Source organism: Isoptericola sp. NPDC057653 (assembly GCF_042799955.1).
GTDB lineage: Bacteria > Actinomycetota > Actinomycetes > Actinomycetales > Cellulomonadaceae > Isoptericola.
This window is the reverse complement of record NZ_JBHVHP010000001.1, coordinates 733,404-759,323: the sequence shown is the minus strand read 5'-3', so window position 1 is coordinate 759,323 and position 25,920 is coordinate 733,404. Positions and strand designations below refer to the sequence as shown.

22 protein-coding genes are annotated in these 25,920 nt (G+C 76.2%); 11 read left to right on the top strand and 11 right to left on the bottom strand.

The features are described from left to right. Window positions 1–14: 14 nt before the first annotated feature. Complete coding sequence (locus ACFU9A_RS03410) at window positions 15–578, bottom strand: GNAT family N-acetyltransferase (protein ID WP_430573856.1); 564 nt, start codon at window positions 576–578, stop codon at window positions 15–17. 126 nt (window positions 579–704) lie between these two features. On the opposite strand from ACFU9A_RS03410, the gene ACFU9A_RS03405 reads away from it, so the two are divergent. Beyond that, window positions 705–2,006 carry an endonuclease/exonuclease/phosphatase family protein gene (locus tag ACFU9A_RS03405; protein ID WP_430573855.1) on the top strand — a complete coding sequence of 434 codons (1,302 nt, stop codon included), beginning with the start codon at window positions 705–707 and terminating at the stop codon, window positions 2,004–2,006. A 318-nt stretch (window positions 2,007–2,324) separates the two neighbouring features. Beyond that, on the top strand, window positions 2,325–3,455 hold the full coding sequence (locus ACFU9A_RS03400) for a ScyD/ScyE family protein (RefSeq protein WP_430573854.1): 1,131 nt from the start codon (window positions 2,325–2,327) through the stop codon (window positions 3,453–3,455). A gap of 56 nt (window positions 3,456–3,511) precedes the next feature. Here ACFU9A_RS03400 and ACFU9A_RS03395 read toward each other — a convergent pair whose 3' ends face one another. After that, the gene (locus ACFU9A_RS03395; protein WP_430573853.1) at window positions 3,512–4,600 is read right to left on the bottom strand and encodes a Gfo/Idh/MocA family protein; all 1,089 of its coding nucleotides are present in this window, start codon (window positions 4,598–4,600) and stop codon (window positions 3,512–3,514) included. Beyond that, window positions 4,597–5,763, bottom strand: a complete 1,167-nt coding sequence (locus ACFU9A_RS03390; RefSeq protein WP_430573852.1) for a Gfo/Idh/MocA family protein — start codon at window positions 5,761–5,763, stop codon at window positions 4,597–4,599. Before ACFU9A_RS03390 ends, ACFU9A_RS03395 begins: the two co-directional genes overlap by 4 nt. A gap of 116 nt (window positions 5,764–5,879) precedes the next feature. On the opposite strand from ACFU9A_RS03390, the gene ACFU9A_RS03385 reads away from it, so the two are divergent. Next, window positions 5,880–6,944: a LacI family DNA-binding transcriptional regulator gene (locus ACFU9A_RS03385; RefSeq protein WP_430573851.1), complete on the top strand. Its 1,065-nt coding sequence runs from the start codon at window positions 5,880–5,882 to the stop codon at window positions 6,942–6,944. A 19-nt stretch (window positions 6,945–6,963) separates the two neighbouring features. Next, window positions 6,964–8,097 carry a threonine aldolase family protein gene (locus ACFU9A_RS03380; protein WP_430573850.1) on the top strand — a complete coding sequence of 378 codons (1,134 nt, stop codon included), beginning with the start codon at window positions 6,964–6,966 and terminating at the stop codon, window positions 8,095–8,097. Window positions 8,098–8,109: 12 nt separating this feature from the next. Here the strand turns inward: ACFU9A_RS03380 and ACFU9A_RS03375 are convergent, their stop codons facing one another. Continuing rightward, a complete protein-coding gene (locus ACFU9A_RS03375) occupies window positions 8,110–9,360 on the bottom strand; it encodes an MFS transporter (RefSeq protein WP_430573849.1) in 1,251 nt (416 codons plus the stop codon). A gap of 134 nt (window positions 9,361–9,494) precedes the next feature. On the opposite strand from ACFU9A_RS03375, the gene ACFU9A_RS03370 reads away from it, so the two are divergent. The 5 genes from ACFU9A_RS03370 (at window position 9,495) to ACFU9A_RS03350 (ending at window position 14,063) form a co-directional block, all read left to right on the top strand. Beyond that, on the top strand, window positions 9,495–10,394 hold the full coding sequence (locus tag ACFU9A_RS03370; protein ID WP_430573848.1) for a winged helix-turn-helix transcriptional regulator: 900 nt from the start codon (window positions 9,495–9,497) through the stop codon (window positions 10,392–10,394). Window positions 10,395–10,432: 38 nt separating this feature from the next. Then, entirely contained in the window at window positions 10,433–10,897 is a 465-nt protein-coding gene (locus tag ACFU9A_RS03365) for an SRPBCC family protein (RefSeq protein WP_430573847.1), read from the top strand. Continuing rightward, window positions 10,894–12,162, top strand: coding sequence for a glycoside hydrolase family 3 N-terminal domain-containing protein (locus ACFU9A_RS03360; protein WP_430573846.1), 1,269 nt, complete (start codon window positions 10,894–10,896; stop codon window positions 12,160–12,162). Before ACFU9A_RS03365 ends, ACFU9A_RS03360 begins: the two co-directional genes overlap by 4 nt. Window positions 12,163–12,246: 84 nt before the next feature. Beyond that, on the top strand, window positions 12,247–13,107 hold the full coding sequence (locus tag ACFU9A_RS03355) for a class I SAM-dependent methyltransferase (protein ID WP_430573845.1): 861 nt from the start codon (window positions 12,247–12,249) through the stop codon (window positions 13,105–13,107). A gap of 80 nt (window positions 13,108–13,187) precedes the next feature. Then, window positions 13,188–14,063 (top strand): CHAD domain-containing protein, encoded by an 876-nt coding sequence (locus ACFU9A_RS03350; protein ID WP_430573844.1) that lies wholly within the window; start codon window positions 13,188–13,190, stop codon window positions 14,061–14,063. A gap of 22 nt (window positions 14,064–14,085) precedes the next feature. Here the strand turns inward: ACFU9A_RS03350 and ACFU9A_RS03345 are convergent, their stop codons facing one another. The 3 genes from ACFU9A_RS03345 to ACFU9A_RS03335 form a co-directional block, all read right to left on the bottom strand. Then, window positions 14,086–14,373, bottom strand: a complete 288-nt coding sequence (locus ACFU9A_RS03345; protein WP_430573843.1) for a hypothetical protein — start codon at window positions 14,371–14,373, stop codon at window positions 14,086–14,088. Continuing rightward, entirely contained in the window at window positions 14,370–15,650 is a 1,281-nt protein-coding gene (locus tag ACFU9A_RS03340) for an anion permease (protein WP_430573842.1), read from the bottom strand. The genes ACFU9A_RS03345 and ACFU9A_RS03340 overlap by 4 nt, the downstream gene beginning before the upstream one ends. Before the next feature lie 141 nt (window positions 15,651–15,791). Then, window positions 15,792–16,595: an NUDIX domain-containing protein gene (locus ACFU9A_RS03335; protein WP_430573841.1), complete on the bottom strand. Its 804-nt coding sequence runs from the start codon at window positions 16,593–16,595 to the stop codon at window positions 15,792–15,794. 108 nt (window positions 16,596–16,703) lie between these two features. Between ACFU9A_RS03335 and ACFU9A_RS03330 the strand changes: the two genes are divergently transcribed. Continuing rightward, entirely contained in the window at window positions 16,704–17,735 is a 1,032-nt protein-coding gene (locus ACFU9A_RS03330) for an SPFH domain-containing protein (protein WP_430573840.1), read from the top strand. A gap of 2 nt (window positions 17,736–17,737) precedes the next feature. Further along, a complete protein-coding gene (locus ACFU9A_RS03325) occupies window positions 17,738–18,661 on the top strand; it encodes a hypothetical protein (RefSeq protein WP_430573839.1) in 924 nt (307 codons plus the stop codon). On the opposite strand, the gene ACFU9A_RS03320 is transcribed toward ACFU9A_RS03325, so the two are convergent. From ACFU9A_RS03320 to ACFU9A_RS03305, 4 genes are all read right to left on the bottom strand, one after another. Beyond that, entirely contained in the window at window positions 18,641–19,684 is a 1,044-nt protein-coding gene (locus ACFU9A_RS03320; RefSeq protein WP_430573838.1) for an NAD-dependent epimerase/dehydratase family protein, read from the bottom strand. The two genes, ACFU9A_RS03325 and ACFU9A_RS03320, sit on opposite strands and share 21 nt — an antisense overlap. Further along, on the bottom strand, window positions 19,681–22,341 hold the full coding sequence (locus ACFU9A_RS03315; RefSeq protein ID WP_430573837.1) for an alpha/beta fold hydrolase: 2,661 nt from the start codon (window positions 22,339–22,341) through the stop codon (window positions 19,681–19,683). Before ACFU9A_RS03315 ends, ACFU9A_RS03320 begins: the two co-directional genes overlap by 4 nt. Then, the gene (locus tag ACFU9A_RS03310) at window positions 22,338–23,360 is read right to left on the bottom strand and encodes a 3-oxoacyl-ACP synthase III (RefSeq protein ID WP_430573836.1); all 1,023 of its coding nucleotides are present in this window, start codon (window positions 23,358–23,360) and stop codon (window positions 22,338–22,340) included. Before ACFU9A_RS03310 ends, ACFU9A_RS03315 begins: the two co-directional genes overlap by 4 nt. 163 nt (window positions 23,361–23,523) lie before the next feature. Then, window positions 23,524–25,821 carry a S9 family peptidase gene (locus tag ACFU9A_RS03305; protein WP_430573835.1) on the bottom strand — a complete coding sequence of 766 codons (2,298 nt, stop codon included), beginning with the start codon at window positions 25,819–25,821 and terminating at the stop codon, window positions 23,524–23,526. Between the last annotated feature and the right edge of the window lie 99 nt (window positions 25,822–25,920).

The following is a 25,920-nucleotide window of genomic DNA, read 5'->3' as shown; positions in this document are numbered from 1 at the left end:
CGACACCGGCAGCGTCAGACCGTCCCGGCCGGTCCCGCCGTCAGGTCGGTCACGAGGTGCAGCGAGTCGCCGTGCACGGCGTCCGCCTCCACGCGGCCGCTCGCCACGAAGCCCACCTTGGCCAGCACCCGGCGCGAGGCGGTGTTCCAGTCGCGCACGGTGGCCCACACCCGGGCGCAGCCCGACTCCCGCGCCCAGCCGAGGACGGCACGGGCCGCCTCGGTCGCGTACCCGCGGCCCCACGTCCGGCGCAGCAGCTCGAACGCCAGCTCCGGCTCGTCCCCGGTGCCGGCGTCGCCGTCGATCAGGCCGCAGTACCCGACGACCTCGCCGGTGGCCACGACCTCCACGGCCAGCAGCCCGCGCGCCGGCGGCCGGGCGCCGTCGCGGACCCAGGCCTCGACGTCCTCGAGGGTGGGCCGCCCGGCGGCGTCGATCCGACGGTGCTCGGGGACGCGAGGGTCGCGCTCCGCCCACAGCTCCCGCTGGACCGGCGCGTCCTCGACCCGCCACGGGCGCAGCCGCAGGCGGTCGGTCTCGAGCACGATCGCGGGCCCGCGGGCGGAGAGGACTCCCATGCGACCGACCCTAGCCGCGGCGGCGGGCCCATCCGGACCCGGCCCGTCACCCGCGAACCTGGCGTTCATCCACAGGTCGCCGTGGCGCCCTTCCCCCGGGCCGCCCCGCTCCCTACCGTGGCCTCCATGACCTCCCGCCGCCGCGCCCCCGAAGCCCGCGCCGCCACCCGTCGCACCGCCGCTCGCAGCACCGTGACCGCCGCGGCCGCGCTCGCCCTCGGTGCGGGCCTCGCCGTCACGCCGCTGGCGGCGAGCGCCGGCGGCACCGGCCACGGGCACGGCCACGACGGCGGGAGCGGGAGCACCCCGCTGCGCGTCGCCACCTACAACCTGTCGCTGAACCGCGCGACGGAGGGCGAGCTGCAGGCCGACCTGTCCACGGGCGACGACGCGCAGGCGCGCACGGTCGCGGAGGTCATCCAGCGCGCGGACCCGGACGTGGTGCTGCTCAACGAGTTCGACTACGACGCCGCGCACGCCGGCGTGGACCTGTTCCGCGAGAACTACCTGCAGGTGCCGCAGGGCGGTGCCGACCCGGTCCGCTACCGCTACGCGTACACCGCGCCGTCGAACACCGGGGTCCCGAGCGGCTTCGACCTCGACAACGACGGCACCGTGGGCGGCGGCAACGACGCGTTCGGCTTCGGGGAGTTCGAGGGCCAGTACGGCATGGTCGTGCTGTCGAAGTACCCGATCGACACGAGGAACGTGCGCACGTTCCAGCAGTTCCTGTGGAAGGACATGCCGGGCGCGCTGCTGCCCGACGACCCGGCGACGGCGGAGCCGGACGACTGGTACTCCCCCGCCGAGCTGGACGTCGTGCGGCTCTCGAGCAAGTCGCACTGGGACGTGCCGGTGCGCGTGGGGAAGCGGACGGTGCACGTGCTCGCCGCGCACCCGACGCCGCCCACGTTCGACGGCCCGGAGGACCGCAACGGCCGCCGCAACCACGACGAGATCCGCTTCTGGGCCGACTACGTGACACCCGGCGTCGCGTCCCGCTACATCTACGACGACGAGGGCGGGCGCGGCGGCCTGAAGCCGGGCGAGCGGTTCGTCGTCGTCGGCGACCAGAACGCCGACCCGCTCGACGGCGACTCCGTGAACATGGCGATCGACCAGCTGCTGGACAACCCGCGCATCACGGACCCGCGGCCGACGTCGGCCGGCGCGATCGAGGCGGCGACCCTGCAGGGCGGCGCCAACGCGACCCACTGGGGCGACCCGGCCCTCGACACCGCGGACTTCTCCGACGCCGCACCCGGCAACCTGAGGGCCGACTACGTGCTGCCGTCGAAGGGCCTGAGGGTGCGCGACGCCGGGGTGTTCTGGCCCGCGCAGGCGGACCCGCTGTCGCGGCTGACGGGCGTCTACCCGTTCCCGTCGAGCGACCACCGGCTCGTCTGGGTGGACGTCGCGACCCGCTGACCGTCGCCCGCGACGACCGTCGCAGGCCGCTGACCTGGGCATCCATACGGATTTCTCACCCGCTGCACCGCGGCCCGCGTGTGGCGACCGCTCGCGGGTCGGGTGCAGGGTGGGGAGTGCTGTGCTCGCCGTGGAGCATGTCGTGCCCGCCGAGCGCAGGGACCCGACCGGCCCGGAGCCGGTCCCTCGCACCCGTCGCACGTGCGGCGCGCGCCACCGCCGACGGCCTCGACCCGCCGGCCCGCCAGTCCACCGAGCCCGGCCCGCCGCCGCGCCTCGCGCGACGGGTCGCGAGCCGGGCAGCACCTTGGAGCACCCATGAGACGCGTCCTCACCGTGGTGGCCGCAGCAACGTCGGCGCTGCTGCTCGCCGCCACCCCCGCCGTCGCGCACGGCAAGCCCACGCCCCGCCCGCCGACCGTCACGACCATCGCCTCCGGCCTGGTCTCCCCGCTGACGCTCGCCGCAGGTCCCCGGGGCCACACCTTCGTCACCCAGAACTTCGCCGGGCTGCTCACGAACGTCGCCCGGGACGGCTCCACCGACGTGATCTACTCCTCCGGCGGCAACGAGGTCGGTGGCGTGTCGTTCAAGGGCCGCACGGTCACCTTCACCCAGACGGTGCTCAGCGGCCCGCAGGAGCCCATCGGCTCCAGCCTCTGGAAGCTGCGCGTGGACCGGAAGGGCGACCCGGTCGGTCAGGCCCGGCAGGTCGCGGACCTGCGGGCCTTCGAGAACGCCCACAACCCGGACGGGCACGTGACCTACGGCCTGCGCCACGCCCCGAAGTCCTGCCTGGACCAGTTCCCGGCGGACATGCCCGGGAGGTACAAGGGCCTCGAGGACTCGCACCCGTACGGCACCACGACCAAGCACGGCACCACCTACGTGGCCGACGCCGGCATGAACGCGATCGTGTCGGTGAGCGAGCGCGGCCGGGTACGCACCGTCGCGGTGCTGCCGGCCCAGCCCGCGGTGGTGACGGCCGAGGCCGCCGCCGCGAACGGGATCCCGGAGTGCGCCGTCGGCCTGACCTACTGGTTCGAGCCCGTCCCCACGGACGTCGAGGTGGGGCCGCACGGCAAGCTCTACGTGACCACCCTGCCGGGCGGGCCGGAGGACGCGAGCCTCGGGGCCCGGGGCGCCGTCTACACGGTGGACCCGCGCTGGGGCTCGGTGCACCGGGTGGCGAAGGGCTTCGCCGGGGCCACCAACGTCGCGGTCTCGCCGCGGGGGGACGTGTACGTCGCCGAGCTGTTCGGCGGCAGGATCACGCGGGTGACGCACCACGGGAACCGCACCGTGGTCGAGACGCCGCTGCCCGCCGGGCTCGAGTGGGACCACGGCGACCTCCTGGCCACCACGAACGCGCTGCCCGCGGACGACGCGCCGCCGGACGGCCACCTGGTGCGGATCGACCTGCCCAGGTCGTACGGGCACGGCCACTGACGGGCGACGCCCTCCGACCCTGCCCCACGACGTGGGGCAGGGTCGGGCTCGTCGGGTCAGGGCGTGAGCACCCGCGCCTGCTGCTGCGCGAGGACGCTGAGCTCGGCGGCCTTGAACGCGTGCTCCTGCGTCATCGCGTTCTCGGTGCGCTCGAGGCAGTCGAGGATGAGCCGCCCGAAGTAGGGGAAGCCGACCTGGCCGTTCGCGACCAGGTGGTGCTCGCCCTTCCCGTCGACGAGGAACACGTGCCCGCCGCCCTCGCCGGTGCCGACGTTGACGTACTTGCGCAGCTCGACGTACCCGTCGGTGCCGAGGATGATCGTGCGGCCGTCGCCCCACGTGCTCAGCCCGTCCGGCGTGAACCAGTCGACGCGCACGTAGCCGGTGGCGCCGTTGTCCATGACGATGCCGGCCTCGCCGAAGTCGTCCAGCTCCGGGTGGTCCGGGTGGTGGTAGTTGGCGATCGCCGCGTGGCTGATCTCCGCGTCCTTCGCCCCCGCGTAGTGCAGCATCTGGTCGAAGTTGTGGCTCCCGATGTCGCACAGGATGCCGCCGTACCTGTCCTTCTCGAAGAACCAGTCGGGGCGGCCGGTGCCGAGCCGGTGCGGGCCCAGGCCGATGACCTGCAGCACCCGGCCGATCGCCCCGCGGTCCACGAGCTGCTCGGCGAGCACGGCGGCCTCGACGTGGATCCGCTCGGAGTAGTAGACGGCGTACTTCTGGCCCGTGCGCGCCGTCGCCTCGCGGGCGGCGGCGAGCTGCTCGAGCGTCGTCAGCGGCGCCTTGTCGGTGAAGTAGTCCTTGCCGGCCTCGATGACCCGCAGGCCCAGCGGCGCGCGCTCGGAGGTGACCGCGGCGCCCGCGACGAGGCGCACCTCGGCGTCGTCCAGGATCTCGGCCTCGCTGCGCGCGACCCGGACGTCCGGGAACTTCCTGCGCATCGTCTCGACCTTGGCCGGGTCGGGGTCGTAGACCCACTTGAGCGTGCCGCCGGCGCCCGCGAGGCCCTCGCACATGCCGTACACGTGGCCGTGGTCGAGGCTCGTCGCGGCGAAGACGAACTCGCCCGGCTCCACCACGGGAGCCGGCACCGGCTCCGGCGCGTACGCGGCGCCGCTGGCGCCGCCGGTCGGGTTCGCGCTCATGCCTTGGCCCCCACGATGATCTTGCCGGGCAGCTCGCCCACGGACGCGGTCTTGGAGAAGAAGTGCGGGGCGCGCTCGACGAGCGTGCCGGTGCGGTAGTACGGGTCGTCGGCGCTCAGCGGCAGGTCCACGGTGCGGCGCTCGACGCCCGCCTCGTAGATCGCGGTGACCAGCTCGATGGCGCGCCGGCCGTCCTCGCCGGTGACGGCGGGGCGACGGCGTTCGCGCACCGCGGCGAGCATGTCGCCGATCTGCCCGGCGTGGCCCGTGTGCTCCAGCGGGCGGTGCGCCGCGGCCACCGCCTCGATCGCGGCGACGCGCTCGGCGTCCCCCTCCTTGGTCGGGAACCCGGCGGGGTTCGCGGTCTCCGCCACGACCTTCCACGGCTGCGAGACGCGCGCGTCGCGCCCCTGCACGACGATGGCCTGCTCCTCGCCGTGGCTCACCACGGACGCGGTCACCTCGGCGAGCGCCCGGTCGTACTGCAGCACGCTGACCGACAGGTCCTCGACCTCGGCGTTCTCGTGCGCCGCGTTGGTGAGGACCGACGTGACGGCCTTCGGCGAGCCCAGCATCCACAGGGTCATGTCGAGGTGGTGGATGGCGTGGTTGAGGGTGCAGCCACCGCCCTCGCTCTCCCACGTGCCGCGCCACCACAGGTCGTAGTACTCGGTGCCGCGCCACCAGGCCGAGCTGACCTGGGCGTGCGTGACGGGCCCGGCGAGGCCGGAGTCGAGCACCTCCTTGAGGGTGGCGATGTCGTCGCGGAAGCGGTTCTGGGCGACGACGGACAGCAGCCGGCCGTGCTTCTCGGCCGCGGCGATCATGGCGTCGCACTCCTCGAGCGACGGCGCCATCGGCTTCTCGACGAGCACGTCGACGCCGGCCTCGAGGGCGGCGACGGACAGCGCGGCGTGCGTGGACGGCGGCGTCGCGACGCTGACGAGGTCGAGGCGTCCGATCCGCTGTTCCGCGGCGAGCATCTCGGCGGCGTCCTCGTAGACGCGGGCACCCTCGAGCCCGAGCTCCGCGCGCATGGCCTCGGCCCGGCCGGGCGCCGGGTCGCACAGCGCGACGATCTCGCACTCGTCGCCGAAGCGCTGATAACCGGCGACGTGGGCGCGGGCGATGCCGCCGGTGCCGACGATCCCGATGGTGAGCATGGTTCCTCCGATGGAACGAGCTGGCGGTCAGGCATGATACGTATCATGCGGTGAACAGCCTGGCTGCGGGCCGCAGCCCTGTCAAGGCGAAGGACGAGGGAGGTCATACTGTGGCGATGTCCCGCCCGCCCACCAGCCGCGACGTCGCGCGCCTCGCCGGGGTGTCGCAGGCGGCCGTGTCCTACGCCCTCACCGGGCGCGGCACGATCTCGGCGGCCACCCGCGAGCACGTGCTGGAGGTGGCCCGGTCCATCGGCTACCGCCCCAACCTCGCCGCGCGGTCCATGCGCACGCGGCGGTCCGGGCGGCTCGCCGTGGTCACGGGGGCCACGCTCGATCACCAGCTCCGGCTGCTCGCCGGGGCCGGCGAGGTGGCCGAGGCCGCGGGGTACGTCATGGAGACGCACACCGTCGACGGCACGGTCGAGCAGCGGACCGCCCGCGTGCGCGAGCTCGCCGCGAGCGGCCAGTACGAGGGCGTCCTCACCCTGGTGCCCGTGCTGCCCGAGGTGCTGACCGACCCGGCCCCGGGCGCGGCCGACGACGGCGGCACCCCGGTCGTCGCCGAGGCGACGTTCGACGAGGAGATGCGCAGCCTCGGCGACCTGGCCGACGCCAGCACCGTGGAGGTGTTCGTCGGGACGCTCGTCGCCGCGGGGTACCGCCGCTTCGTGCACGTCGGCGGCCCCGACCAGTTCGCCTCCGCGCGGGCCCGGCACGACGTCTACCTGGCGGCGGTCGCGCGCGCGGCCGCGGACCCCGCCACGGGCGACGTCGTGTCCGTCGGCGTCGTCGGTGGATCGTGGTCCGGCGACGACGCGCGCCGCGCGGTCGCCGAGATCCCCGCCGACGCGGCGCCCCTGGCCGTGATCGCCGCGAACGACTACCTCGCCGCGGGCGTGGTGCGCGGCGCCGCCGAGCGCGGCTGGTCGGTGCCGGAGGACCTCGTCGTCACCGGCTGGGACAACTTCGAGATGGGGGCGCTGATGATGCCCTCCCTCACCACGGTCGACGTGGACTTCCCCGAGGCGGGCCGGGCCGCGATGCGCACGCTGGTCGCCACGATGCGCGGCGAGCCCCGGCCGGGTCCCGGCTCGCCGATCCACCGCATCGTGTGGCGCGAGTCGACGGGAGAGCTGCCCGGCGCCCCCGCCGACGGCACCGGGGGACCTCCCCGGTGACGGCCGTACCCTGGGGCGCGTGACCGCCCCCCGCACCCTGCCGCCGTTCGCCTCCGACAACTACGCGCCCGCGCACCCGGAGGTGCTCGCCGCGGTCGCGGCCGCCAACGACGGGTACGCCGTCGCGTACGGCGACGACCCCTGGACGGCGCGCCTCGACGCCCGCGTGCGCGAGGTGTTCGGCGCGGGCGCGCTCGCCTTCCCGGTCCTCAACGGCACGGGGGCCAACGTCGTCTCGCTCACCGCGCTGTCGCCGCGCTGGGGCGGCGTCGTCGTCTCCGACGTCGCGCACGTCAACACCGACGAGAACGGCGCGCCCGAGCGGGTGGGCGGCCTCAAGCTGCTCGCCTGCCCGTCCGTGGACGGCCGGATCACGCCCGACGACGTGGCCCGGTGGGCCGGGCAGCGCGACGACGTGCACCGCGCCCACCCCGCCGTGCTCTCCCTGACGCAGTCCACCGAGCTCGGCACCGTGTACGCGCTCGACGACCTGCGCGCGCTGACCCACGTCGCGCACGACCTGGGGATGGCCGTGCACGTGGACGGCTCCCGCCTGGCGAACGCGGCGGCGGCGCTCGGCTGCTCGCTGCGCGCCCTGACCACCGACGCCGGGGTGGACGTCGTGTCCCTGGGGGCCGCGAAGAACGGCGGCATGCTCGGCGAGGCCGTCCTCGTCCTCGGGCCCGACGACGCACCGGACGCCGCGTCCGCCCGCGCCCGGGAGGCGGCGTCGGCCGCGGTGCCGTTCCTGCGCAAGGCGACGATGCAGCTCGCGTCCAAGACGCGGTTCGTCTCCGCGCAGCTCCTCGCCCTGCTCGGCGAGGCGGGCGACACGGCTGGCGACACGGAGCCGCTGTGGCACCGCAACGCCGCGCAGGCCAACGCGATGGCGGACCGGCTGCGGGCGGGGCTCGAGGCCCTGCCCGGCTCGGACGACGACGGCGTGCGCGTCACACGGCCCACGGAGGCGAACGCCGTCTTCGCGACGCTCCCCCGCGACGCCGCCGACCGGCTGCGCGCCGTCGCCCGCTTCTACGACTGGGCCGGCGGCGAGACGCCCGGCCGCGTCGAGGTGCGGCTCATGTGCGCGTGGGACACCACGCCGGAGACGGTCGACGCGTTCGTCGCCGCGGCGGCCGACGCCCTGGCCTGAGATCGGTCGGCCTCAGGCCGGCACCAGCTCCGCCGGCGTCTCGAAGTCCTCGAGGTCGCGCAGCCGGCGCACCGGGCTGAGGCCCACGATGAGCGGGCCCAGCAGCAGGACGAACGCGGAGCCGAGCAGCACGGCCCGGCTGCCCACGTGCGCGGCGAGCACGCCGGCCGCCAGCGAGCCGAGCGGGATCATGCTCCAGGACACGAACCGGACGGTCGCCATCACGCGGGACAGCAGCGCGGGCGGGCTGGCCACCTGGCGGTAGGTGCGCGTCACGACGCTGCCCGGCACCACGGACGCGCCGAACACGAGCGTCCCGAGGGCGAAGCACAGCCAGCCGAGGGTGCCGGCCCCGAGCGGGATCAGCAGGGCACCGGCGAACCCGAACAGCCCGTCGACCAGCAGCACGCGCGCCGACCCGAACCGGCGCACGAGCCACGGCGTGGCGGCCGCGGCGAGGAGCGAGCCGACGCCGTCGGCGGCGAGCAGCACGCCGACCATCGCGGGCGGGGCGTCGAGGTCGCGCACCAGGTAGAGGGCGAACAGGCCGGCCTGGACGCCGCACACGAGGTTCACCGCGCAGGCCCACCAGGTGGCCGGCGCCATGACGGGGTGCCGCACGACGAACCGCCAGCCCTCGGCGATCATCCGGCCCATGCCGGGGCGCGCCTCGCCGTCGCCCGGGGCCGGCTCGCGCCGCTCGGGCAGGCGCCGCAGCAGCAGCGCGGACGCGACGTACGAGGCGACGTCGACCAGCAGCGCGGGCACCGCCCCGACGGCCTGCACGAGGAGGCCGGCGACCGACGGGCCGCCGAGCTGCGTGGCCGCCTGCGTGCCGGAGACGAGGCTGTTGCGGCTGGTCAGCTCGTGCTGCGGCACCACGGTGGGCAGGAACGTGGTGTTGGCGGTGAAGAAGAACACCTCGGCGATGTTGACCGCGAGCGCCGCGAGGACGAGGTGGGTCAGCGAGAGCTCGCCCAGCCACCAGACGAGCGGCAGCGCGAGGACCGCCGCCGCCCGGACCAGGTCGGCCACGACCTGCGTGGCGCGCAGCGGGAGCCGGTGCACGATCGCGCCGGCCGGCAGCCCGAGCACCACCCAGGCGAGGTACGACGACGCGGCCAGCACGCCGGTCTCCACGGGTCCGGCGTCGAGCACGGTCACCGCCGTGAGCGGCAGCGCGACGGCGGTGACCGCGGTGCCGACCCCGCTGGTGGTGCTCGCGGCCCAGTAGGTCCAGAACGGCCGTGCACTCGTGGCCACGGGCCACCTCCTCGCTGCGGGACGGCGCCGCCGGGAACAGGCGGTGCGGCGCCGTCGTTGGTAAGTTCCAGAATGGAACTTACTCCACGACGCGGGATGGACGCACACCCCGGCCCGGCGAGAGGATGACCACCATGCGCCGCGAGGACCTTGTCGACAGCTCGTGCGGCATCGCGCAGTCCCTCGGCGTCGTCGGCGACTGGCAGAGCCTGCTGATCGTCCGCGAGGCCGCCGCCGGCATCACCCGGTTCGAGGGCTTCGACCGCGAGCTCGGCCTGTCTCGACGGGCGCTCAGCGAGCGGCTCGGGTCGCTGGTGGAGCACGGCGTGCTCGAGAAGGTGCCCTACTCCGACCGGCCGCCCCGCCACGACTACCGGCTCACGGCGCGCGGGGAGGGGCTGCTCCCCGTGCTGCTCGCCCTGCAGGAGTGGGGCACGCGGTTCGTCATGGGGGACGGCACGCTGAGCGGCGACCTCGGCGACGGCGACCTCGCCCGCGCACGCGCGCTGGAGGGCACGCGGGTGCCCGACGTCGCGCTCGCCGCCCACGACGGCTCCACCGTGCACCTCGTCGACCCGGACCGCTGGACCGCGCTGTTCTTCTTCCCCGGCGCCTACGCCCCCGGCACCCACGGGTACCCGCCCCACTGGGGCGACGTGCCCGGCACCAGCGGCTGCACGCTCGAGTGCGTCACCTACGGACGCCGGCACGCCGACCTCGACGCCGCGGGCGCGCGGGTGCTCGGCGTGAGCACCCAGCACCCCGAGCAGCAGGCGGCGTTCGCCGCGCACGCGGACCTGCCCTACCTGCTCGCGTCCGACCAGGACGGCCTCGCCGCCTCCGCGCTGCGGCTGCCCCTGTTCCGGGCGGGCGGCGCGGACCGGCTCAAGCGGGTCACCCTCCTCGTGGACCCGGCCGGCGTCGTGCGGCACGTGCAGGCGCCCGTGACCGACCCCGCGCAGTCGGTCGACGACGTGCTCGGCCTCGTGCGCGAGCTCGCCCGCGACGGGGCACCCGCCCAGCCCCGGGGATAGGGTCGAGACCTACCGGAGCCGGCGGAAGGAAACCCCCCATGACCAGCCCCAGCAGCGCGTCCCCGCACCGCTACCCACACGTCGCGGAGGCGTCGATCCACGTGACCCAGCCGCCCGAGCGGGTGTGGGCCGAGCTCATGCACCCGGGCGCGCGGTGGATGCTGGGCGCGAACATCGAGACGGACTTCCAGCCCGGCAGCCCGGTGACCTTCGAGGGGCACTTCTTCGGCCGCCAGTTCGCCGACAAGGGCGTGGTGATCGCCGTGGAGCGCCCCCGGCTGCTGCACTTCACCCACTTCTCGCCGCTGGCGGAGCTCGCTGACGTCCCGGACAACTACCACGAGATCCGCATTCTTCTCGAAGCGGACGAGACGGGTACCGTCGTGTCCGTGCGACAGGAGAACATCGACACGGCCCAGCACGCGAGCAGCTCGCAGGCGCACTGGCAGGACGCGCTGGCCACCCTCGCCCATCGCGACGGTGCCCCTGCCCGACGGGCGTGACCCCCCGCCGCGGGGCCGCCCGCCTCGCCGCGCTCCTCGCCGCCGGAGCCCTCCTCGCCGCCTGCTCGGGCCCGGCGGGCGAGCCGTCGCCGGCGCCCGGGACGTCGTCGGCGCCGCCCGCGACCAGCGCCCCGCCGTCGCCCACCCCCTCCCCGACGCCCACCGCGACGACGAGCCCCACCCCGACGGCTTCGGGCAGCCCCGAGCCCACCGGCGAGGCCACCGAGAAGCCGGACGACGTGCTCGCCGGCTGGACGCTGCGGCAGAAGGTGGGCCAGCTGGTCATGGTGGGCGTGTCGCTGAGCGACCCGGCCGCCGTGAGCGCCGACGCGATCCGCGACGACCACGTGGGCAACGTCTTCCTGCACGGCCGCAGCACCGCGGGCGTCGAGGCCACGCGCGACCTCGTGGACCGGTACACCGCGCTGGTCTCGGCCCGCTCCACGCACGGCACCCCCCTGCTCGTGGCGACCGACCAGGAGGGCGGCAAGGTCCAGGTGCTGCGCGGCCCGGGCTTCTCCGACATGCCGGAGGCCACGGAGCAGGCCACGTGGAAGCCCGCCACGCTCCGGGAGCGCGCGCGGGGGTGGGGCGACGAGCTCTCCGACGCCGGCGTGAACCTCAACCTCGCGCCCGTGATGGACCTGGTCGACGAGGCCGACGCCGCGGACAACCCGCCCATCGGCTACTTCCACCGCAACTACGGGTACACGCCGAAGAGCGTGGTGCGCTCCGCGGACGCGTTCGCCGCGGGGCAGCGCGCGGCCGGCGTCGAGCCCGTGATCAAGCACTTCCCGGGGCTCGGCCGCGTCACGTCCAACACGGACACCACCGCCCACGTGACCGACGACGTCACCACCCGCGACGACCCGTCCGTCGACGTCTTCGCGCAGGGGATCGACGCCGGAACGCGGTTCGTGATGATGTCCACCGCCGTCTACGACGAGATCGACCCCGACGCCCCCGCCGCCTTCTCCCCCGTCGTCGTCGGCGACCTCCTGCGCGGCGAGCTCGGGTTCGACGGCGTCGTCATGACCGACGACCTCTCCGCCGCCGTGCAGGTGCAGGGCTGGTCGCCCGGCCGGCGCGCCGTCGAGGCCGTCGACGCGGGCGTGGACCTGGTGCTCGCGTCGGCCGACCCGTCCGTCGCGCCCGCGATGGCGGACGCCCTCGTGGCGAAGGCCCGCAAGGACCCGGCGTTCGCGAAGAAGGTCGACGCGTCCGCGCGCCGCGTGCTCGCCGCCAAGGCCGACCTCCCCGGCTGACCCCGGCGAGCGTCGAGCGGCCGCCCGGGTCCGCCGGCCGCGAACACCGTTGCGCGGCGCGACGGTCGGGTCTTGGCTGACGGGATGACCAGCACAGCGCCCGGTGTCCCGGACCCGGCGGAGCTCCGCCAGGTCGCCTCGTCGTTCGGCGTCGACGCGGACCGCTACGACCGCGCCCGGCCGCGGTACCCGGACGCGCTGATCGCGGCCGTCGCCGCGGCGGCGGGCCGGGTCGCGGCGGCGGGGCGGGTCGCGGCGGCGGGGCGGGTCGCGGCGGCGGGGCGGGCGCCGCGCGTGCTCGACGTCGGGGTGGGCACGGGGATCGTCGCGCGGCAGCTGCGGGCCGCCGGGTGCGACGTGCTCGGGGTGGACGTCGACGACCGGATGGCGGAGGTCGCGCGGCGCGACGGCACCGAGGTCGAGGTCGCCCGGTTCGAGGAGTGGGACCCGGCGGGGCGCTCGTTCGACGCCGTGACCGCCGGCCAGACGTGGCACTGGGTGGACCCCGACGCGGGGGCGGCGCGCGCCGCCGACGTCCTGCGCCCCGGCGGGGAGCTCAGCGTGTTCTGGAACGCGGGCGACCCGCCGCCGGACCTCGCCGCGGCGTTCGCGGCCGTCTACGCGCGGGTGCTGCCGGGGTCGCCGATGGCGACGGCGGGGACGAGGACGTCGATCGACGGCTACGCGCCGATGGTCGCCCGGGCCGCCGACGGGGTGCGCGCCGGCGGCCGGTTCGCCGAGCCCCGGGAGCACCGCTTCGACTGGGAGCGCACGTACACGCGCGACGAGTGGCTCGACTGGGTGCCCACGACCGGCCTCGCGACGCGCCTGCCGGCCGAGCAGCTGCGCGCCGTCCTGGACGGGCTCGGGGCGGCGATCGACGACGCCGGGGGCAGCTTCGTGCAGCGGGGGTTCACGCTCGCGCTCACGGCCGCCCGCGCCTGAGCACGCCGCCGCCCCCCCCCCCCCCCCCGCGTCCAGCCTGCGCCGCGGGCGGGCGCCCTCCGGCGGGGCGACGATCGAGCATGGCCCGCACGGCCGGCGAGGTGCTCACCGACGCGATCCGTTCCCAGGCGGAGGCGATCCTGCGCGGTCACGACGACGTGCGCGTCGCGGCCTCGGGCCCCGGCGCGCCCGAGGCGGTGCACGACGCGCGCGTGGCGGTCCGGCGGCTGCGGGGCACCCTCCGCGCGTTCTGGCCGTTCCTGGACCCGGAGGACGGCACGCTCGACGCGCTGACGTGGTGGGTGCGCACGCTCGGGGCGGCGCGCGACGCCGAGGTGCGGCGCGCGGGGCTCGCGACCCTCGCCGCCGACCTCGTCGAGGCGGACCCCCGGGTGCGCGGGGGGATCGTGGCGCTCGACGGCGCGCTGCGGGCCGCGCACGACGACGCACGGGAGGGAGTGGCGGAGGCGCTCGCGTCGCCCCGCTGCCGGGACCTCACGGCGCGCCTGGACGCCCTCGCCGTCGCGCCGCCGCTGGCGGGCGACCCGGGTGCCGGGGCCGCGACGGCGTTGCGCCCGGGCGTCGAGCACGAGCTGGCGCGGGTGCGGCGCCGCGCGGGACCGGTGGTGTCGTGGGCGGAGCCGTGGGACGGCCCCCGCCCGGCGCCGGAGGCGGTGCACCGGCTGCGCAAGGCCGCGCGCCGCGCGCGCTACGCCGCCGAGGTGCTCGCCACCTCGGGGGACGCCGCGACCGACCGGTGGGCCGCCGACGTCGCCGACCGCCACCGCGGCCTGCAGGACCTGCTGGGCACCGTGCACGACGCCGACGTGCTGCGCACGACCCTCGCCGGCCTGTCCGGGCCGCGCACGGCCGCCGCCGTCGCGGCGTGCACCGCCCTGGGCGACGAGCGCGCCGCGCGGGCTCTCGCGGCCGCCGCCGAGGACCTCGCCCGCTGACCTGGTCCCCTCGAGGGGACGGTCAGTGGCCGCCGGAGACCAGGAAGACCAGGCCGAAGGCGATGGCGCCGACCACGACGCCCATGCAGGCGATCGCGCCGGCGAGGCGGGCCGGCGACGGGCGCGGGATGGCGATGACGCGCGGGCCGGGGGCGTCGGCGTCCGACGCGGTGCCGGCCGCGGGGGCCTCCGTGGTGGTGCCGGCCAGCAGCCGCAGCCCGAGGGCGAACAGCGCGGGGATGCCGGCGCCGATGATCAGCCCGGCGACGAGCACCTGGCCGAGGGCGCCCCACTCGATGAAGTCGGTCATGCTCCCACCTTCTGGTTCGACGCGGTGCCGACGGAGGACACGGCCCCGACGGCGGGGGCGACGGACGACGCGGTGGCGACCGCGGGGACCGGCGCGACGCGCTCGCCGCCGGCCTCGCCCGTGGTGGCGGCGACGGCCTCGACGGACGCGCCCTTCTCCTCGTCCCAGGCCTCGTTGACGTTGGTGTGGTCGACCGGCTTGCGGCGCGACACCATCCAGATCGCGGCGGAGACGACGACCAGGAGCGCGAAGACGGCGAGCGTGCCCGCCGTGCCGCCGATGGACGACTCGAGCCAGTGGCACAGGGCACCGACCAGGCCGGCGGCCGGGAGGGTCACCATCCAGGCCACGAACATGCGGCCCGCGACCTTCCAGCGCACGGTGGCGCCCGGCATGCCGACGCCGGAACCGAGCACGGAGCCGGTGGCGACGTGCGTCGTGGAGAGCGAGAAGCCGAAGTGGCTGGACAGCAGGATGACGGCGGCGGACGACGTCTCGGCGGCCATGCCCTGGCGGGTGTCGATCTCGACGAGGCCCTTGCCGAGCGTGCGGATGACGCGCCAGCCGCCCAGGTAGGTGCCGAGCGCCATGGCGACGGCACAGCTGATGATGACCCAGAACGGCACGCCCGAGTCGGCCGGGACGGCGCCGCCCGCGATGAGCGCGAGCAGGATGATGCCCATCGACTTCTGCGCGTCGTTGGTGCCGTGCGCCAGGGAGACGAGCGACGCGGAGCCGATCTGGCCCCAGCGGAAGCCGCGGTTGGTGACGTCCTGCGGGACGCCGCGGGTCAGGCGGGCCACGAGCCAGGTGCCGAGGCCGGCCACCGCGATCGCGACGACGGGGGCGATGAGGGCGGGCACCAGCACCTTGGCGACGACGCCGGACCACAGCACGCCCGACGTGCCGACGGCGGCGAGCACCGCGCCCACCATGCCGCCCACGAGGGCGTGCGAGGAGCTGGACGGGATGCCGAGCAGCCAGGTGATGAGGTTCCAGACGATGCCGCCGACCAGCCCGGCGAGGACGACGGGGAGCGTGATGACTCCCGCGTCGACGATGCCCTTGGCGATCGTGGCGGCGACGGCGAGGGAGAGGAACGCGCCGACGAGGTTGAGGACGGCGGACAGCGCGACGGCGGTCCGGGGCTTGAGGGCTCGGGTGGCGATGGAGGTGGCCATCGCGTTGCCCGTGTCGTGGAACCCGTTCGTGAAGTCGAACGCGAGGGCCGTCACGACGACGAGCGCGAGCAGAAGCGTCTCGGTCACGCCACCCATCGTGGGGGGTGAACCTGAGGGTTTTCGACCGCCCGTCGACCGTTCGGTGAACTGTTCCGGGACTGTTCACCTGTTGTTCATCTTGGGGCGGCGTGTCGACGTCGCGCGTGGCGCGGCCGACCCGCGCGGGCCCACCCGGGCTCAGTCGCGGGGGCGCAGCAGGGGCGGGTCGATGACGGCGGGGACGACCGCGGGGCCGTCGTCCGGCCGCTCGGCGCGGTCGTCGGGGCCGCCCGGGGTGGCGCCTCGCGCGGCCCGGTAGAGCGCCGCGGGGCGGCCCGCCCCGCCCGAGGTGGAGCGGCCGGTCTCCTCGAGCAGCCCGGGGGTTCCGGTGGCCTTGCGCGAGAAGTTGCGCGGGTCGAGGCGCACCCCCCAGACCGCCTCGTAGACGCGCCGGAGCTCCGCGACGGTGAACTCGGGCCCGCAGAACGCCGTGGCGAGCGGGGAGTACTCGAGCTTGGACCGGGCGCGCTCGACGCCGTCGGCCAGGATGCGCGCGTGGTCGAACGCGAGGGTCGCCGCGCCGTCGAGCAGGTCCGCGACGGGGTGCCAGGCCGCGGCGCCGGCGTCGGAGCCGGGGCGCACGACGCCGAAGTCGGGCGCCAGGAGCAGGTGCGCCACCGCCAGGACGGGGCCGCGCGGGTCGCGGCCGAGGGGCCCGTACGTGCCGAGCTGCTCGAGGTGCCCGGGCGGCACGACGCCGGTCTCCTCCTCGAGCTCGCGGGTGGCCGCGGCGGCGAGCCGCTCCCCCGGCAGCACGAACCCGCCGGGCAGGGCGAGCGCGCCGCGGTAGGGGTCGACGCCGCGCTCGACGAGGAGCACCTGCAGCGCGTGGTCGCGCACGGTGAGGGCGACGACGTCCACCGTCACGGGCAGCAGCGCGGCGCCCGGGGGCACCGTCGTGCCGCCGTCGCGCGCCGGTGCGTCCTGGTCCGCTCGTCCCATGACCGCCACCCTACCCGCTTTGTCGTCAGGTTGACGAGAACTCGCGACGCTGGTTATCGTCAGCGTGACATCAATTAATTGTCACTCTGACGAGAAAGAAGGACCGTCATGGCCACCGTCCGCAGCTACCCCTGGACCCGGCACTTCCTCGGCAGCCCCACGGGGCACGTCGTGCACCTGCGCCGCGGCCGGGTCGCCCACGAGGGCGTCGGGCAGGCCTTCTGGTTCCGGCCCACGACGTCGGTGCTCAGCGAGGTGCCCGTGGACGACCAGGAGCTCCCCGTCTTCTTCCACGCCGTGACCGCCGACCACCAGGACGTCACCGTCCAGGCCAACGTCACCTACCGGTTCGCGGACCCCGTCACGGCCTCGCAGCGGCTCGACTTCGCCGTCGACCCCCACGACGGCGCCACCAGCACCGCGGGCCGCGACCAGGTCACGACCATCGTCGGCCAGCTCGCCCAGAGCCACGCCACCGACGTGCTCGCCGCCATGACCCTCGCCGAGGCCATGACCTCGGGGGTGCCCCGCGTCCGCGCGCTCCTCACCGAGGAGCTGCCCACCGACCCGCGGCTCGTCGCGACCGGCATCGCCGTCGTCGGCGTCCAGGTCCTCGCCGTCCGCCCCGAGAAGGACGTCGAGCGCGCCCTGCAGACCCCTGCCCGCGAGCACGTGCAGGCCGAGGCCGACCGGGCCACGTACGAGCGCCGGGCGCTGGCCGTCGAGCGGGAGCGCGCCATCGCCGAGAACGAGCTGGCCAGCAAGATCGAGCTCGCCACCCGCCGCGAGCGCCTCGTCGCCCAGGAGGGCGCCAACGCCCGCCGCGAGGCCGAGGAGCAGGCCGCGGCCGCGATGGTCGAGGCCCGGGCGCGGGCGGAGCGCTCGCGGCTCGAGACCGACGCCCGGGCCGAGCAGGTGCGCACGGTCGGCGAGGCGGAGGCGGCGGCCGAGAGCGCCCGGATGGCCGCCTACGCGGAGGCCGGCCAGAGCACGCTGGTCGCCCTGGCGCTGCGGGACGCCGCCCGGTCGTTGCCCGAGGTGCAGCACCTCACCGTCACCCCGGACCTGCTCACCGGCGTGCTGGGCACCCTGGTGGGCGGCGCGCTGGGCGGCGACGCCCCGGCCCGGACGGCGGCCTGACGATGCTGCGCCGCCGGGCGGTCGTCGTGCACCGCCGCACCGAGCTCGACGAGCTGCTGGACCGGCACGGCACCCGCGGCCAGGCGGAGTTCTTCCTCCGCACGCGGGGCCGCACGCTCGCCGAGGTGCAGGAGCGGCACGACACGCTGGCGGCCGCCCGCGACGCCGTGGTGGCGGCCCTGCCCGCCGGGTGGGCGCGGGCGGACGTGGAGCGGGCCGACCTGTCGCGGTTCCTGGTCGCGCCGGAGGACGTCGTCGTGGTGGTCGGCCAGGACGGCCTCGTCGCGAACGTCGCGAAGTACCTGGACGGCCAGCCGGTGCTCGGCGTCGACCCCGAGCCCGGCAGCAACGCGGGCGTCCTGGTGCGGCACTCGGTGGCGGCCGCCGCGCGCCTGCTCCGCGGCCTGGACGGCGAGCCGCCGGCGCGCTCCGGCGCCCCGGACCTCGCCGCCCTGCTGCCGGTCGACGCGCTCACGACGGTGCGCGCGGACCTCGACGACGGGCAGCGCCTCACCGCGCTCAACGAGGTGTTCGTGGGCCACCCGTCGCACCAGAGCGCGCGGTACGCGCTGCGCTGCGCGGCGGGCACGGAGCGGCAGTCGTCGTCGGGCCTGCTGGTGGCGACGGGTACCGGCGCCACGGGCTGGTGGGCGTCGCTGGCGCACGACCGCGGCGGGCGCGCCGCACCGGGCCGGACGGACGACCGGCTCGGCTGGTTCGTGCGCGAGGCGTGGCCGTCGCCCGGCACGGGCACGTCGCTCACCGAGGGCACGGTGGAGCCCGGGGACGAGGTGGCGCTCACCGTCGCCTCCGACCGGCTCGTCGTCTTCGGCGACGGCATGGAGGACGACCGGCTGGTCGCCACCTGGGGGCAGACCGTGACGGTGCGCGCGGGCGCCCAGCCCCTACGGCTCGTGCGGCCCTGACCTCGCCGACGCCGCCGGGGGCGCCGTCCCCACGTAGTGGGCCGCCAGCCGCGCCATCCCCTCGTCGACGCCCACGGCGGGCGTCCAGCGCAGGTCGCGGCGCGTCGCGCGCTGGTCGAACCAGTGCGCGGTGGACAGCTGCTCGGCGAGGAAGCGCGTCATCGGCGGCTCGTCGGCGCCGGGGCGCACGCGCCACAGGGCCTCGACGAGCCCGCCCGCGGACCGTGCCAGGCCGGCGGGCACGCGCCACGCGGGCGGCGTGACGCCCGCGGCGCGGCAGATGCCGGCGAGCAGGTCCGCGACGGTGCGCGGCTCGCCGTTGGTCAGCACGTAGGCGCGGCCGCCCACGACGTCGGGCGCGTCGTCGAGGCGGTCGAGGGCGGCGAGGATGCCGTCGGCGGCGTTGTCCACGTAGAGGGTGTCGATGAGCGCCGCGCCGTGCCCGAGCAGCGGCAGCCGCCCGTGGCGCGCGCGGTCGACGACGCGCTCCACGAGCTGCGTGTCCCCCGGCCCCCACACGAGGTGCGGGCGCACGGCGACCACGCGGGGCCCGCCGCCGACGCCGTCCCGGCCCAGCGCGAGCACCTCGGCCGCGGCCTTGGTCCGCGCGTACTCGCCGCGGGCACGCTCGGGGTCCGCGGGCGTGGCCGGCACGCCCACCAGCGACGCCCCCAGGTGGGCGACGGACGGGGACGACACCTGGACGAACCGCGCCACCCCCGCGCGCTCGGCGGCGTCGAGCAGGGCCCGCGTGCCGCCCACGTTCACCTCGCGGAACTCGGCGGGGTCCCCGGCCAGCGACACCTTGGCGGCGAGGTGCACCACGGCGCCGACGCCGTCGACGGCGCGCGCGACGACGTCCGGGTCGGTCACGGTGCCGAGCACGTCCGCCGCGCCCCGGACGCCGGACGGCCGCCGCTGCAGGGTGCGCACGTCGTCCCCGCGGGCCACGAGCGCGCGGGCCACCGCGCCGCCGAGCAGCCCCGACGCGCCGGTCACGAGGACGGTCGGCCGGGCGGTCACGGCGTCCCCCAGCGGCCGCCGGTGAGCACGCCGTCCGCCCACGCGGCGAGGCGGGCGCGGTCGACCTTGGAGTTGTGCCGCACGTCGGTGGGCATCCGCGGCACCACCAGCACGGCCGCGAGCCGCACGGGCGACGCCGCGCGGACGGCGGCCGCGAGCGCCTCGGGCGCGAGCGCGGGGCGCCGCACGCCTTCCACGGTCTCGACCACGGCCACGGGCTGCTGCAGCCCGGCCGGGCCGACCCCGACGACGGCGGCGCGCCGCACCTCGGGGACGCGCTCCACGTGCTGCTCGGGGCCCACCGGCGCGAGCGGGCCGTCGGCGGTGCGCAGCACGTGCGACAGGCGGCCCTCGATCCACAGCCGGCCCTGGTCGTCCAGGTGCCCGATGTCGCCGGTGCGGTGCCAGCGCCCGGGCGGGGTGTCCCGCTCCGCGGCCAGGTCCGTGAGCCACAGACGGTCGTAGCGCTCCTTGAGGTGGCCGGCGCGCACCAGCACCTCGCCGAGCACGCCCGGCGCGGCGGACGGCGCGCCGGTCGCGGCGCCGTCGGCGTCGAGCGCGCTCACCAGCACCTCGCCGCCGCCGACGGGCCGGCCCACGCAGACGCCGTCGTCGGGCGCCGCCGCGGCCTGCCGGATGCCGTCGAGCGTGACGTCGGTGACGAGCAGGCACTCCGTCATCCCGTACGGCGTGTGCGCGGTCGCGGCGGGCATGAGCTCGGCGGCCGAGCCCAGCAGCGCGGCGGAGATCGGCGCCCCCGTGGACAGGAACGTGCGCACGCGGCCGAGGGCGGCGCGGTCGTCGTCGTCCAGCGCGTCCGCCGTCGCCACGACGTTGAGGATCGCGGCCGGGGAGAGGAAGACGATGCGCGCGTCGGAGGCCCGGACGGCGTCGGCGACGGCGCGGGCCGTGAGGGTCCGCGGCGAGGACACGTCCATGCGCGGCGTCACCGACCGCGTGCCCAGGGCGGGGCCGAGCAGCGCGAAGGGCGCGAAGCCGGTGACCAGGCCGGTCCCGGGCCCGACGTCGAAGTGCGCCGCGAGCGCGTCGCGCAGGGCCGACAGCTCGGCGTGCCGGTAGACGACGCCCTTGGCCGGGCCCGTCGAGCCGGAGGTGAACAGCACGGCGGCCTCGTCGTGCGGGCCGGGCTCGGGCGGCAGGTCCCGGCCCTCGCCCGCGCGGGCGACGTCGACGAGCTCGTGCGTCACGCCGAGCGCGCGCCGCGCCGGGGCGGGGAGCGGTTCGGCGGAGATCCGCACCCCGGGCCAGCCCAGCGCCCGCGCGGCCGCCAGGCCCTTGCGCTGCGCCACGACGAACCGCGGCCACGCCCCCCGCTGCGCGCGCGTCAGCCCGCGGACACCCAGACCGGCGTCGGCCACCACGACCACCGCGCCGATCCGCAGGCACGCGTACACCAGGGCGGTCAGCGTGGGGCCGGGCTCGACCAGCAGCGACACCCGGTCGCCCCGGCGCACCCCGATCGCGTGCAGGCCCGCGGCGACGCGCCGCACCTGCCGGTCCAGCGCCCGCCAGCTCGCCGTGAACGGCCGGCCGTCCGCGCCGTCCGTGGTCATGTCCAGCACGGCAGGGCCCGGGTCGTCGGCCCGGGCGTCCAGTCCCGCCCACAGCGGCACGAACGACGGGGAGCGGTCGGACGAGGCGGAGGGGTCGGGAAGCTCGGGCCGCCCGTCCGCCGGAAGCACCCCCGACAGGAACTCCAGCACGGGCGGTGTCCACTCCGCGTCCTCGGCGACGAGGTGGCCGGCACCGGCGAACCGGTGCACGTGCGCGTGCGGCAGCCGGCGCGCCAGGTCGTCCAGGTAGCGGTCGGAGAAGATCGGGTCGTGCGGGCCCCAGAGCATGACGGCGGGCACGGCGAGGCGCGCGACGCCGGCCGAGATGCGTGCCAGCTCGGGCGCGCTGGGGTGCGCGTCGTCGACCGGGATGTCGGCGACGAAGCCCTCGATGCCGTCGCGCTCGCCGGCGGCGAGGTAGGGCAGGCGGTACGCCTCCGCCACGTCGGCCGCGAGCCGCGGTCGGGCCAGCGCCAGCGTGGTCTCGAGGAAGGCGCGCGTGGTGCGGGTGCCGAGCCGGTGCACGGGACCCGCGAGCGCGAGCCGCAGCGGCGCCGGCACGGGCGCGTCGTCGGGCTGGTGCACCGCCGTGTTGAGGAGCGCGACGCCCGCGAGCTGGTCGGGGTGGTCCACGGCCCAGCCCAGCGAGACGACGCCGCCCCAGTCGTGGCCGAGCGTCACGACGGGCCCCGTCAGGCCCAGCGCGTCGGTGAAGGCGCCGAGGTCGGCGACGCGGCGCGCCAGCGGGCGATGCTCGCCCGTCCGCCCGGACAGCCCCATCTCGAGCTGGTCGACGGCCACGACGCGCCAGGCCGGGGCGCCCGCGCGGGCTGCGGCCACGGCGTCCGTCACCAGCCGCCGCCACAGGTACGACCAGGTGGGGTTGCCGTGCACGGCGAGCACCGTGCCGACGGGCTCGACGCCGCGCGCGGCGAGCTCCGGCCCGTTGTCGAGGTAGTGCCACGACCCGCCGCGCGCGTCGGTCAGCACGTGGCTGTACCGGGGGTCGAGGCCGGGCAGGCCCGGCGGGACGGTGTCGGCGGGGCGCAGGGTGGGCACGGGGTGGGTCACGACGCCCGTCACCAGGCGAGCTCGAGCATCGCGGTGTTGATGCCCGAGCCCACGCCCATGAGCAGCACGCGGTCCCCCGCGGCGAGCGTGTCCTGCTGCTCCACCAGCGTGATCGGCACGGACGCCGGCCCCACGTTCCCCAGCCGCTCGTACGTGGTGGGCACCTTGGTGCGGTCCAGGCCGACGGCCTCGACGATCGCGTCGGTGTGCACGCGCGACACCTGGTGCGTGACGTACCGGTCCATCCCCGACCAGTCCCAGTCGGCGACGGCGTCCTTCCACGCGTCGACGACGAGCTCCAGGCCGCCGTCGAGCAGGGCCTTCGCGTCGGTGAACATGCCCTCGGTGCTGCCCACGCACAGGTCGTGGAACCGGGTCGCGGCGCGCGTCACGCCGCCCACCACGCGGTGCCCCTCGGGGTGCTCGTCCGCGCGGCCGAGCACGGCGGCGGCGGAGCCCGAGCCGAGCGTGAGTGACGCGAACTCCTGCATGAAGTCGTCGCGGCTGCGCTCCTCGCGCAGCAGCCGCTCGATGGTGCGGTCGTGGATGATGTCGGCGTCCTCGCCGTCCACGACGACGGCGTAGCGGACCTGGCCGGAGTCGATCATCCCGGCCGCGAGGCTCATCCCGTTGATGAAGCCGAGGCACGCGTTCGCGACGTCGAAGTTCACCGCAGACGACGGCAGCCCGAGCCCGTGGTGCAGCCGCACCGCGACGGACGGCTCGAGGTGCCGGCGGGTCACGGAGGTGTTGATCAGCAGGCCCACGTCGGCGGGCTCGACGCCCGCCACGCGCAGCGCCTCGTGGCCCGCGGCGACGGTCGCGTCGTCCACGTCCTCGCCCGCGGCCCACGCGCGCCGCTCGCGCACCCCGGCCACGCGTTGCAGCAGCGTGGTGGGCAGCCGCAGCCTCCGCAGCGCCGGGGCGAGCCGCCCCTGGACCTCCGCTGAGGTCCGGACGCCGGAGGGCAGGCGGCTGGTCACGGCCAGCAGCGAGACGTTGGCGAACCTGGTGGTGGCGTTCCCTGACACACGAGCTCCAGACGACCGGACGTGCGTGCACGGTGCCGGCTCCACGACGACGAGACCGGGGCCCACACGACCCCGGCCCCGCGACGGTACGACGTCCGGGACGCGCCCGCCGTTCCAGCGACGCCGTGTGGGATCGGCCACGCCAGATCTCACCCCCGCCGGGTCATCGCCGCGCGGCGCCGAGCACGTCGAGCGTCCAGGCGTGCTCGAACGCGATCTCCTCCCAGCGGGCGTACCGGCCGGACACGCCGCCGTGACCGGCGGACATCTCGATCTTCAGCAGCGCGGGCGCGCCGGCGGCCCGCAGCCGCGCCACCCACTTGGCGGGCTCCACGTACAGCACGCGGGTGTCGTGCAGCGACGTGGTGGCCAGCACCCGCGGGTAGGCGGACGCGTCGTCGGGCACGTTCTCGTACGGGGTGTAGGCCTTCATGCGGGCGTACACCTCCGCGTCGTGCAGGGGGTCGCCCCACTCGTCCCACTCGACGACGGTGAGCGGCAGCGCCGGGTCGAGCATGGAGGTGAGCGCGTCGACGAACGGCACCCCGGCGAGCACGCCGGCGAACAGGCCGGGCGCCAGGTTGAGCGCCGCGCCCACGGTCAGCCCGCCCGCGCTGGCGCCGTCGGCCACCATGCGCTCCGGCGCCGTCCAGCCGGACTCCACGAGGTGGCGGCCGCACGCGACGAAGTCGGAGAACGTGTGCGCCTTGTGCTCCAGCTTGCCGTCGTCGTACCAGTGCCGGCCCAGCTCGCCGCCGCCGCGCACGTGGGCCACGGCGAACACGACGCCGCGGTCCAGCAGGCTCAGGCGCGGCACGGAGAAGTAGGGGTCGATGCTCGTCTCGTACGCGCCGTACCCGTAGAGCAGCAGCGGCGCGGGCTCCGCGCGGGTGCCGGACCCGTCGAGCGTCACCGCGTCCTTGCGCCACACGAGGCTGATCGGCACCCGCGTGCCGTCCTCGGCCGTGGCCCACTCGCGGCGCTGCACGTAGTCGGCCGGGTCGTAGCCGCCCAGCACGGGCTGCCGCTTGCGCACGTGCCGCTCGCCGGTGGCGAGGTCCACGTCCAGCACCGTGGCGGGCGTGACGAACGACGTGTGCTGCACCCGCAGCAGCGGCTGCTCCCAGGTGGGGTTCGCGTCGAGCGCCACGGAGAACAGCGCCTCGTCGACGTCGATCTCCCGCGCCGTCCACGGCTGGTCCGGCGTGGCGCGGGCGGTGTCGGCGAGGTCGACGACGGCGACGCGCGGCAGCGCCTCCCGCCGCAGGCTCAGCACCACGTGGTGGGCGAACGCGTCCACGCCGTCGAGCCGCACGTCCGGGTCGTGCGGCACCACGACGCGCGCCGCCGCGGGGTCGAGGGGGCCGGCGCCCGGCGCGGGGACGTCGGTGGTCACGAGCGCGAAGTTCTCCGCGCCGTCGTTGTGCAGGACGAGCAGCGCGTCGCGCCCGTCGGTACCGGGGCCGTCGTCGCCCGTCGGCAGCACGGCGTGCTCCACCGTGTACTCGACGCCGTCGCGGCGCTCCCAGACCGTGCGGAGGTCGCCCGTCGGGTCGTCCGCCTCCAGGACGCGCGCCTCGCTGGTCGTCTTCGAGCCCAGCTCGACCACGAGGTAGCGGCGCGACCGGGTCAGGCCCACGCCCACCCAGTACCGCTCGTCGGGCTCCTCGAGCACGAGCACGTCGTCGGCCGCCGGGGTCCCGACCTCGTGCCGCCACACCCGGTACGGCCGCCACGCGTCGTCGACCGTCGGGTAGAAGACGTACCGGCCGTCCGGGGTGAGCACCGCGCCAGGGAACGTGTCCTCGACGACGTCGGGCAGGTCCTCGCCCGTCGTCAGGTCGCGCACGCGCAGCGTGAACCGCTCGTCGCCGGTGGTGTCGACGGCGTACGCGAAGCGGGCGCCGTCCTCCGAGACGTCGAACGAGCCGAGGGAGAAGAAGTCGTGGCCGTCGGCCGCGGCGTTCTGGTCCAGCAGCACCTGCTCGCCCGCCGGGACCGTGCCCGGCTCGATCCGCGGCGGCGCCCACTCGCCCGCGGCCGGCACGCGGGCGTGGATCGGGTACTGCCGACCCTCCTCGGTGCGGGTGTAGTACCAGGAGCCGCCCATGCGGACGGGGACGGACAGGTCCGCCTCGAGCGTGCGCGCCTTGATCTCGTCGAACACGTCCTGCCGCAGCGGCGCCAGGTGCGCGAGCTGCGCCTGCGTCCACGCGTTCTCCGCGGCCAGGTGGGCCAGCACCTCGGGCGAGTCCTTGTCGCGCAGCCACTCGTAGTCGTCGACGACGTCGTCGCCGTGGTGCGAGCGGACCGTCGGGCGGCGCTCCGCGACGGGCGCCTCGGCCGGGGCGTCCGCCGGGGTCTCGACGGGCGCGTCGTCCGAGGTGGGGGCCGGGGCCGCCGGGGCGGCGTCTCCCGAGGTGGGGATGGGTTCGGCGGCGGGCGTCAGGTCGTCGGGCACGCGGCCAGCCTAGGTGCCACCGGGGCCGGGCCAGGATCCACCCGCGTGATGCAGGACTGTGACCTGGATCTGTCAGGTGGGTCACATTTTCGTCGCTAC